We start from the raw sequence: 10564 nt of genomic DNA on the forward strand, positions 1-10564 counted from the left end.
TTAAGCCTCCGCCTTTAAAGTCATTTGTTCAATCCGTTTTTCTGGGCTTGCATTGAGGACAATGCGGTTCACATAAATACCAGCTAAGTGGATTTCGTCGGGGTCTAAATCGCCAATTTCAACGATTTGTTCAACTTCGGCAATGGTGATTTTGCCTGCCATAGCACAAACAGGATTAAAGTTTAGTGCTGTTTTACGGAAAATAAGATTACCCGCTTTATCTGCTTTGTAGGCTTTGACCAAAGCGACATCTGCAGTCAAAGATTCTTCTAAAATATAATCTTTGCCGTTAAATTCACGGACTTCTTTGCCTTCTGCAATGACAGTGCCTACACCTGTTGGGGTGAAAAATGCAGGAATACCCGCACCGCCTGCGCGTAATTTTTCTGCCAGTGTGCCTTGCGGGGTAAGTTCAACTTCCAGTTCACCGCTTAAAAACTGGCGTTCAAATTCTTTATTTTCGCCGACATAAGATGAAATCATTTTTTTAATTTGTTTGGTTTCAAGCAATAAGCCTAAACCAAAACCATCGACCCCTGCGTTGTTGGAAATACAAGTCAGCTGTTTCACACCTGTATCTTTTAACGCAGCAATCAAGGCTTCAGGAATACCGCATAAACCAAAACCACCCACCGCCAAGGTATGCCCATCTTGAACCACGCCATTTAATGCAGCTTGTGCGCTGTCATATACTTTATTGGACATTTGTCACCTCTTTATTCTCTGCACGGCATTCACTTGCCATGTTGTGTTGTTGCCATCCTTATTGCTTATGTTCCAATGCTATTGAGGATGAAATGGGTTTTAAGCACAAACCTTTTGCCAGTAGGCATTGGCATAGTGAGATGGATTATCACGCTGTAAGATATTGCTGATGTTGCGACTGGCTTGCATCAGCGGCTCTAACCGCACACCTGTTTCAAAACCCATCTTGGACAGTAAATAGTACAAGTCTTCGGTAGACACATTGCCCGATGCACCTTTGGCATACGGACAGCCACCCAAACCAGCAATGGATGAATCAAATACACGAATGCCTTGTAAGAGCGATTGATAAATATTGGCAATCGCCATGCCGTAAGTATTGTGAAAATGACCTGCTAAAACTTTGGCATCGACCTCTGCCAAACATGCATCCCAGACTTTTTGCACACGGTCAGGGGTTGCTGTACCAATGGTTTCACCCAAAGACACTTCATAGCAGCCCATGTCCAATAATTGCTGTGTGACTTTTGCGACTTGTTTCGGGTCAATTGCGCCTTCATAAGGACAGTCCACCATACAAGATACATAACCACGCACGCGAATGTTGTGCGCTTTGGCTTGACGCATGACATCGCTAAATTTTTCCAAACTTTCTTCAATTGAACAGTTGATATTTTTTCGGGTAAAGCTTTCAGAAGCGGCGGTAAACACGGCAACTTCTTTGCAACCCACCGCCAAAGCCGACTCAAAACCTTTTGAGTTTGGGGTCAGTAAACTGAATTGAATGTTTGGGTTTTGTGGCAGGCTGGCAAACAGCACATCGCTGTCTGCCATTTGCGGTACCCATTTGGCCGATACGCAAGAACCGACCTCAATGCTGCTTAAACCTGTTTGCATTAAATCCAAAATCAGGTTTTTACGGTCTGCCAAAGTGAGTGGCGTTTTCTCATTTTGCAGACCATCTCGTGGGCCAACCTCTACAATTTTGACAAATTCAGTCATGCAACTTCCTCCGTCAAGGCTTCAAATTCAACCAGTTCATCGCCTGCTTTGACCTGATCGCCCGCTTGAAAGTACGAACTTGCCACAATGCCATCGAAAGGCGCACGAATTGAATATTCAATTTTCATGGCTTCCAGTGTCATCAGTACATCATCTTTTTTCACACGGGCATTGGCTGCCACCAAAACTTGGGTGATTACACCCGGCATTGGTGCAGTCAGATTGTTGGCATTGTCTTGTTGATCATCGCTGTTAATGTTTGCTTGTACATAGCTAAACACATGACGCTGACCGTTTTGGAACAGGGTGATGCCTTGCGCATGTTGGTTAAATGCCAGTTTTTGCTGCTGACCATTGATACAAACCTGTAGACGATGTGCATCCAAAAGCTCGCCTTGAACGCTCAGCGTTTGCCCATTGTAGTGAGCCTCAAAACCAGAAGTGCATGGTTTTAACTGGATTTTGAGTGTTTGGTCATTGCACTGTAATTGCACTATGTGGGCGCTTTGCTGATTTAAGCGCCAGAAGTGGTCTTTTTGCCAAACCGCGTTGTTTGCCGCTTTGTTGTTTTGAATACGAGAAAGTACATCAATTAACGCAGCTGCAACGACAGTTTCTGTAGCGACTTCAGGTTTTGCGTTAAGTAAAAATGCTTCCTCACGTTGAATAAGCCCTGTATCCAAATTGGCATGTTTAAAGGAATCACACAGCACCAAACGATCCAAGAATGCAATGTTGTTGCCTAAACCATCGACGTGGAACTGACCTAAAGCATGGTGCATTTGCGTTAATGCTGCTTCACGGTTTTTACCCCAAACAATCAGTTTGGCAATCATTGGGTCGTAGTAGGTGCTGATTTCATCACCTTCGACAATCCCGCTATCGACACGTACGGCATCATTTTGCTCTGGATAATGCAGATAGCTGATTTGACCAATGGCAGGAATAAAGCCTTTTTCTGGTTCTTCGGCATACACACGCGCTTCAAGGGCATGACCATGAATTTGCAATTCATGTTGCTGTTTTGGCAATGGCTCACCAAAAGCAACTCGCAATTGCCACTCAACCAAGTCTTGCCCTGTAATCATTTCTGTGACGGGGTGTTCGACCTGCAAGCGGGTATTCATTTCCATGAAATAAGCAGTACCGTCTTGCTCGACAATAAACTCTACCGTACCTGCGCCCACGTAATTTACAGCACGTGCGGCATCAATTGCGGCTTGGCGCATAGTTTCGAGTTTATCTTCTGGCATTTTTGGTGCAGGTGCTTCTTCAAGCACTTTTTGGTGGCGACGTTGTACCGAGCAATCACGTTCAAACAAATGCACGTAGTTGCCGTGAGTATCGCCAAAAACCTGTACTTCAATATGACGTGGTTGAATCACATAGCGTTCAATCAGCACATCTTCATTACCAAAGCTAGAACGTGCTTCACTTTTACATGAAGCGAGTGAGCTGAGAAAGTCTTCACTGCGTTCTACTAAACGCATGCCTTTACCGCCACCGCCTGCACTGGCTTTAATGAGCACAGGATAACCAATGCTGTCGGCTTGTTGCTTTAAAAATGCCGCATCTTGATTGCTGCCGTGGTAGCCCGGAGTTAGTGGCACACCTGCTTTTTCCATCAAGGCTTTAGAGGTTGCTTTTAGACCCATCGCCAAAATGGCTTCAACTGGCGGGCCAATAAAAACAATATTGTTGTCTTTACAGGCAAGTGCGAATTGGTCATTTTCAGATAAGAAACCATAACCCGGGTGAATCGCTTGTGCACCTGTGCTTTTGGCTGCCTGAATAATACGTTCAACTTGCAAATAACTTTGTGCCGCAGGCGATTCACCAATATAAATGGCTTCGTCTGCCAGTTTAACGTGTTGTGATTGCGCATCGGCATCTGAATACACCGCGACAGTCGCAATCCCAAGTTTTTTTGCGGTACGAATTACACGGCAGGCAATTTCACCACGGTTGGCAATTAAAATCTTTTCAAACATCGTGCGATCCTTCTTTTATTCTGCCGTGGTCTTGATCCAAGCCGGGCTTTGTTTATTTAAAAAAGCATTTAAGCCATTTTTCGCCTCAGTTCCTTGGCGAACATGTGCAATATGCTGTGCAGTTTTTTGGAGTAAATCTTCGGTCAAAACTTGATGATTAACCATCTGAATCAGTTGTTTAGAAGCATGTTGCGCTTCTGGGCCACCAAGCAATAAGGCTTGCACAATTTCATCAATTTTGCTGTCTAAGTCTTCGGCTGAAGTGACTTCATGCGCTAAACCAATTTGCTGTGCCTGTTCTGCAGAAATACGCTCTGCCGTTAAAAAGTAACGTGATGCCTGACGTGCGCCAATCGCACGAATGACGTAAGGGCTAATGGTAGATGGTGCTAAACCTAAACGTACTTCAGAGGTCGCAAACTTGGCATCGGTGCTGGCAACGCAAATATCACAGGCAGCTGCCAAACCCATACCACCACCAAAGGCAATACCATGCACACGGGCAATAGTCGGTTGTTTTAACGTCGCTAAACTTTGCAGCATTTTTGCCAGTTTTAGGGCATCGGCTTGATTTTCTGCTGTAGAAGCTTGACCTGCCTGTTTCATCCAGTTCAAATCTGCACCTGCAGAAAAGCTTTTGCCGCGTCCTGCCAAAATCACCACTCGAATATCATCACGGCTATTCAGTGCCTGAAAGCAGGCGTGTAATTCTTCAATTACCTCTGTATTGAAAGCGTTATGCAATTCCGCACGATTAATCCAAACCGTAGCCACTTGGTTGTTCTGTTCGAGCTGTAAAAACTGATAATCCATTTTGTCACCTCTTACATGCGGAACACGCCAAATTTGGTCGGTTGGATGGGTGCATTGAGGGCAGCGGCTAAACTTAATGCCAAAACTTCACGCGACTGTGCTGGATCAATCACACCATCATCCCATAAGCGTGCAGACGCATAATATGGATGACCCTGACGTTCGTATTGTTCACGAATTGGCTGTTTGAACTGATCTTCTTCTTCTGCAGACCAGCTACCACCTTTGGCTTCAATCTGATCACGCTTTAAGGTAGACAATACGCTCGATGCTTGTTCGCCACCCATCACTGAAATACGTGAGTTTGGCCATGTCCACATAAAACGTGGTGAATAAGCACGACCACACATCCCGTAGTTACCTGCACCAAAAGAACCGCCAATCACCAAAGTCAGTTTAGGCACATTGGCTGTGGCAACCGCCATCACCAGTTTGGCACCATTTTTGGCAATGCCTTCATTTTCATATTGGCGTCCAACCATGAAGCCTGTGATATTTTGAATAAATAACAGGGGAATGTTGCGTTGGGTGCATAGTTCAATAAAGTGTGCGCCTTTTTGTGCCGACTCGGAAAATAAAATACCGTTGTTGGCAATAATCCCGACAGGCATACCATATAGTTTGGCAAAACCTGTAATTAATGTGGTGCCAAAGCGCGCTTTAAATTCATCAAAACGTGAACCATCGACAATACGGGCAATCACTTCACGTACATCAAACGGTTTACGCGCGTCAGTCGGAACAATGCCATACAGTTCAGAGGCATCGAATAATGGTGCTTCTATATGCTCAGGCTGCGGGTTTGGCTTTTTATTTAAATTGGCAACGATGTTGCGGGCAATTGCCAAGGCATGTTCATCATTTTCTGCCAAATGATCGGCTACACCTGAAAGGCGAGTGTGTACATCGCCACCACCCAAGTCTTCGCTGCTAACCACTTCACCTGTTGCGGCTTTAACCAGCGGTGGGCCGCCCAAGAAAATTGTCCCCTGATTACGCACAATGATGGTTTCATCTGACATGGCAGGGACATACGCACCGCCTGCGGTACAACTTCCCATCACAACGGCAATTTGGGCAATGCCCATGCTCGACATACGCGCTTGGTTATAGAAAATGCGTCCGAAATGATCACGGTCTGGAAAGACTTCATCTTGTAGCGGCAAATATGCACCGCCAGAATCGACCAAATAAATACAAGTCAGGTGATTCTGTTCGGCAATTTCCTGTGCGCGTAAATGCTTTTTCACAGTCAGTGGATAGTACGTTCCACCTTTTACTGTGGCATCGTTGGCAATGATCATGCAGGTCACGCCATTCACTTGACCGACACCCGCCACTACACCCGCAGCAGGGACATCATCCTGATAGACCTGATAAGCGGCCAACTGACCAATTTCAATAAATGCAGTACCCGGATCGATCAGGTGGTCAATCCGTTCACGTGGCAGTAATTTGCCACGGTCTAAATGTTTTTGGCGTGCAGTTTCGCCACCACCCAAAGCAATTTTTTGGACTTTTTCTCTGAGGTCATCGACTAGGCTTTGCATCGCAGCTTGGTTGTTTTTAAACTCGTCGCTGCGAATATTAATTTTGCTCTGTAATTGATTCATGCCAACATCCTTGTCTATTCTTGTGATTTATTTTTAGGCAGTTTCGTTAAACAATTCACGGCCAATCAACATACGGCGAATTTCTGAAGTACCCGCACCAATTTCATAGAGTTTGGCATCACGCCATAAACGTCCTGCAGAGAACTCATTGATATAGCCATTACCGCCCAAGGTTTGAATGGTTTCACCTGCCATCCATGTGGCTTTTTCGGCAGCGTATAAAATGGCACTGGCTGCATCTTTACGTAAACTACGGCTGTGTTCAGCTTTGTCACATTCTGCGCCAACGGCATAGACCAGTGCTTTACATGCCAACCAAGTCGAATACATATCGGCAATTTTGCCTTGCATAAGCTGGAATTCACCCAATGCCTGACCAAACTGTTTACGCTCATGAATATAAGGAATCACGGTATCCATGCAGGCATCCATAATGCCTAGCGGCCCTGCACTTAAAACTGCACGTTCATAGTCCAGTCCACTCATTAGTACTTTTGTACCATTGCCCACACCGCCCAAGACGTTTTCTTTTGGTACTTCAACATTGTCAAAGAACAATGGATAGGTATTTGAGCCGCGCATCCCGAGTTTGTCTAAATGGCTGCCGTGGCTAAAACCTGACATGGTTTTTTCAATTAAGAAAGCAGTCATACCTTTGGCGCCTGCCTGTAAGTCAGTTTTGGCATACACCACCAAAACATCGGCATCACCGCCATTGGTAATCCACATTTTTGAGCCGTTGAGCAAGTAATGATCGCCTTTATCTTCAGCTTTCAGTTTCATGCTAACCACGTCTGAGCCTGCATTTGGTTCAGACATTGCCAAAGCGCCGACGTAATCGCCTGAAATCAGTTTTGGTAAATAGCGTTGCTTCTGTTCTTCTGTCCCATTTCGCTTAATTTGGTTCACACATAGGTTAGAATGAGCACCGTAAGACAAACCAATGGATGCTGATGCACGAGAAATTTCTTGCATGGCAATGATGTGAGCTAAATAGCCTAAGTTAGTGCCGCCGTATTCTTCACTCACGGTTAAGCCAAGTAAGCCCATATCGCCAAATTTTTTCCAAAGCTGGGCAGGGAATTCGTTATCACGATCAACCTGTTGAGCAATGGGTGCAATTTCCTTTGCACAAAAAGCAGCGATTGAATCGCGCAGGGCGATTAAGGTTTCATCTAAGCCGAAGTCTAAGCTTTGTAAAATCATGTGTTCATCCATCCTGTGGTTATATTTGTTGTCCCTAAAACAAGCATTGTTGTTGTGCTTAGGTTCTAACATACATCGAAAATTTAAAAAAGTGAACTAAAATTCACAAAATGATTTACAATTCATTTTATCTGGTTGAGAATAAGATATGAGTTATAAAAGATCATCATTGATGCAGGAACGTATGGAACAAAATCGCATGGCGATTTTAGATTCTGCTCGTGAACTTATTGCTCATGGGGGCTTTAAAGAAGCGTCTATCCAAGCCATTGCAGAACGCGCAGGCGTATCTACAGGTTTGGTGTATCGCTACTTTGAAAATAAAAGTCAGATTTTGATTGAAGTTTTATCGGATGCGATTCGTCGTGAGGTCGAAATTTTGGACCACATTGCGAAGTCAGATTTAAGTGCAAAACAAAAATTGCAAAAATCTGTCACCACTTTTGTGAAGCGTGCGATGAACAGCCCTCAATTGGCGTATTCGTTAATGTTCGAGCCTGTAGACCCAGAAATGGAACATGAGCGTTTTCGCAGTAAACAACTGATCAAACAGAGCATCAAGGAAATTTTGGCTGAAGGAAAAGTCAATGGTGAGTTTGATTTTGAAGATTTGAACACTGCTGCTTTAGGTGTGGTTGGCTCCATGACCTTTGTAGTGATTGAACCTTTAAACCCGTCTCGCAATGTGATGTTTGATCAAAATTATAAAGATTACTTTGTCAAACAAATTGCCGACTTTTGTGTAAATGCAGTGCGAAAACAGCAGGGAGGGTAGTAAAAACAACGCACAAAACAGGCAAAAAGTGATCGTCGTCATAATGGAAAACAGAATTACAAAGAATCAAGGAGATCGATTCAATGACACAAGTACGGTTAAGTTATGCCTATGGCACCAGTAATCAGCCTTTGTTAGGCATGACCATTGGTGAAAAGTTTGATCAGGCTTGCCAGCAATATGCAGATCAGGATGCTTTGGTAAGCGTGCATCAAAATGTGCGTCTGACCTATAAGCAACTACAGCAACAGGTCAATGCCTTTGCCTGTAGTTTGTTAAAACTCGGTTTTAAAAAAGGTGACCGCCTTGCCATTTGGTCTCCGAATTGTGTGGAATGGACGATCACTCAATTCGCAGCCTTTAAGGCAGGGGTGATTTTGGTGAATTTAAACCCAGCCTATAAAAGCAATGAACTGGAATTTGTGCTCAACAAAGTTTCCTGTAAAGGTTTGGTAATTGCATCGCAGTTTAAAAGTACCAACTATCAGGACATCTTAACGAAAATTGCCCCAGAGCTGTGTCAGGCAGACAATAAAGTCCTCAACGCCAAGCGTTTACCGCATTTAAAGCATGTGATTAAAATTGATGATCAAGCACATACAGGAATGCATCGTTTTCAGGATTTATTGACAGCTCCAACCACACACATGCTGAAAAAACTGCAACACATTGCTAGTGAGTTGCAGTTCGATGAAACCATTAATATTCAATTTACCTCAGGCACGACGGGCAATCCGAAAGGCACTATGCTGACCCACAACAACATTTTAAATAATGGTTACTTTGTAGGAGAAGCAATTCATTTAAGTCCACAAGACCGTGTTTGTATTTCCGTGCCGCTGTTTCACTGCTTTGGTATGGTGATGGGTAATTTAGCTTGTATCACACATGGTTCAACCATGGTCTATCCATCGGCAGTGTTTAACCCGCTCGATACCTTAAAAGCCATTCAGCAAGAAAAATGTACAGCTGCTTACGGCGTACCGACCATGTTTATTGCCATTTTAGAGCATGAACAGTTTGATGAATTTAATTTATCTAGCTTGCGCACAGGCATTATGGCAGGCAGTCCGTGTCCGCAGGAAATTATGCAACGCGTCATCGACCGTATGCACATGGCGCAAATCACCATTTGTTATGGCATGACCGAAACAGCACCTGTGAGCGCACAAAGTTCGACTGAAGATTCTGTGGAGCGTCGTGTCAGTACGGTGGGGCGTGTACATCCACATCTGGAAGTAAAAATTGTCGATGAAGAAGGCAAAGTCGTGCCGCGCGGACAGTTAGGAGAATTGTGTGTGCGTGGTTATTCAGTCATGCTGGGTTACTGGGATGAACATGACAAAACCCAAGAAGTCATTGATGTTGCACGTTGGATGCACACAGGCGACATTGCAGAAATGGATGATGAAGGCTTTGTAAAAATCAAAGGTCGCATTAAAGATGTGGTGATTCGTGGCGGTGAAAACCTGTTCCCGAAAGAAATTGAAGATTTCTTATATACTCACGATGCGGTCTGCGATGTGCAAGTAATTGGCGTGCCAGATCATCGTTATGGTGAAGAACTATGTGCCTGTATTATTTTGCATGAACACCATGAATGTACCGAAGAGGCAATTCGCCAATACTGTGCAGAACACATTTCACACAATAAAGTCCCACGTTATGTGCGCTTCTTTAGTGAATTTCCAATGACCGCTTCAGGCAAGGCACAGAAATTTAAATTACGTGAATTTATGCGTGAAGAATTAAATTTAAAGGAAATTGCTTAAGACATTATTTCAGCTATTTACTGCTGCAAGATCGACCTTTTAATTTTGTCAGCACACACCCTTTATTTCTCACGCAGAGATAAAGGGATACTCTATACAGGAATAATCACACTAAAAATATATCGCATGCTCGGCTTAATAAAAGATGGCACAAGTTTAAGCATGATGCGTGATAATCAAGGATGAAAATAATGACCGTACGCAATGATTGGACTCGAGAAGAAATTCAGCAGTTATATGAACAACCTTTTCTGGATTTAGTCTTTGAAGCACAGCGTGTGCATCGCCAACATTTTGCTGCCAATACCGTACAAGTCAGTACCTTATTGTCTATTAAAACAGGCAAATGCCCTGAAGACTGTAAATATTGCTCGCAATCTGCGCATTATGATTCACAGCTTGAAGCTGAAAAACGTATTGCAGTTGATAAAGTCATTCAGGAAGCCAAAGAAGCATTAGCCTCAGGCTCTTCACGTTTTTGTATGGGCGCTGCTTGGCGTAATCCGCATGAACGCGATATGCCCTATGTTCTGGAAATGGTGCGTGAAGTCAAAGCTCTGGGCTTAGAAACTTGCATGACTTTAGGGATGTTAAACCAATCGCAGGCAGAACGCTTAAAAGATGCAGGCTTAGATTATTACAACCATAACCTAGACACATCGCGTGAGTATTATCCTAATGTGATTA

9 protein-coding genes are annotated in these 10564 nt (G+C 43.9%); 3 read left to right on the plus strand and 6 right to left on the minus strand.

Annotated features, from left to right (window positions below; all coding sequences use genetic code 11):
* The 6 genes from FTV41_RS04695 to FTV41_RS04720 form a co-directional block, all read right to left on the minus strand.
* The gene (locus FTV41_RS04695) at window positions 1-705 is read right to left on the minus strand and encodes a CoA transferase subunit A (RefSeq protein WP_179996197.1); all 705 of its coding nucleotides are present in this window, start codon (window positions 703-705) and stop codon (window positions 1-3) included.
* A gap of 99 nt (window positions 706-804) precedes the next feature.
* On the minus strand, window positions 805-1707 hold the full coding sequence (locus tag FTV41_RS04700; protein WP_096901054.1) for a hydroxymethylglutaryl-CoA lyase: 903 nt from the start codon (window positions 1705-1707) through the stop codon (window positions 805-807).
* The gene (locus FTV41_RS04705; RefSeq protein ID WP_131261350.1) at window positions 1704-3698 is read right to left on the minus strand and encodes an acetyl/propionyl/methylcrotonyl-CoA carboxylase subunit alpha; all 1995 of its coding nucleotides are present in this window, start codon (window positions 3696-3698) and stop codon (window positions 1704-1706) included. The genes FTV41_RS04700 and FTV41_RS04705 overlap by 4 nt, the downstream gene beginning before the upstream one ends.
* Before the next feature lie 15 nt (window positions 3699-3713).
* A complete protein-coding gene (locus FTV41_RS04710) occupies window positions 3714-4511 on the minus strand; it encodes an enoyl-CoA hydratase/isomerase family protein (protein WP_179996198.1) in 798 nt (265 codons plus the stop codon).
* An 11-nt stretch (window positions 4512-4522) separates the two neighbouring features.
* Window positions 4523-6124 (minus strand): carboxyl transferase domain-containing protein, encoded by a 1602-nt coding sequence (locus FTV41_RS04715; protein ID WP_131261348.1) that lies wholly within the window; start codon window positions 6122-6124, stop codon window positions 4523-4525.
* A gap of 33 nt (window positions 6125-6157) precedes the next feature.
* Window positions 6158-7330, minus strand: a complete 1173-nt coding sequence (locus tag FTV41_RS04720) for an isovaleryl-CoA dehydrogenase (protein WP_004971528.1) — start codon at window positions 7328-7330, stop codon at window positions 6158-6160.
* 148 nt (window positions 7331-7478) lie between these two features.
* On the opposite strand from FTV41_RS04720, the gene FTV41_RS04725 reads away from it, so the two are divergent.
* From FTV41_RS04725 to FTV41_RS04735, 3 genes are all read left to right on the plus strand, one after another.
* Window positions 7479-8105: a TetR/AcrR family transcriptional regulator gene (locus tag FTV41_RS04725; protein ID WP_004971526.1), complete on the plus strand. Its 627-nt coding sequence runs from the start codon at window positions 7479-7481 to the stop codon at window positions 8103-8105.
* Window positions 8106-8188: 83 nt separating this feature from the next.
* Window positions 8189-9877 carry an AMP-binding protein gene (locus FTV41_RS04730; RefSeq protein ID WP_178865544.1) on the plus strand — a complete coding sequence of 563 codons (1689 nt, stop codon included), beginning with the start codon at window positions 8189-8191 and terminating at the stop codon, window positions 9875-9877.
* Between the two features lie 191 nt (window positions 9878-10068).
* On the plus strand, window positions 10069-10564 hold a 496-nt coding region (locus tag FTV41_RS04735), incomplete at its 3' end, for a radical SAM protein (RefSeq protein ID WP_179996199.1).

This window comes from Acinetobacter sp. YH16051 (assembly GCF_013417135.1).
Classification (GTDB): Bacteria; Pseudomonadota; Gammaproteobacteria; order Pseudomonadales; family Moraxellaceae; genus Acinetobacter; species Acinetobacter towneri.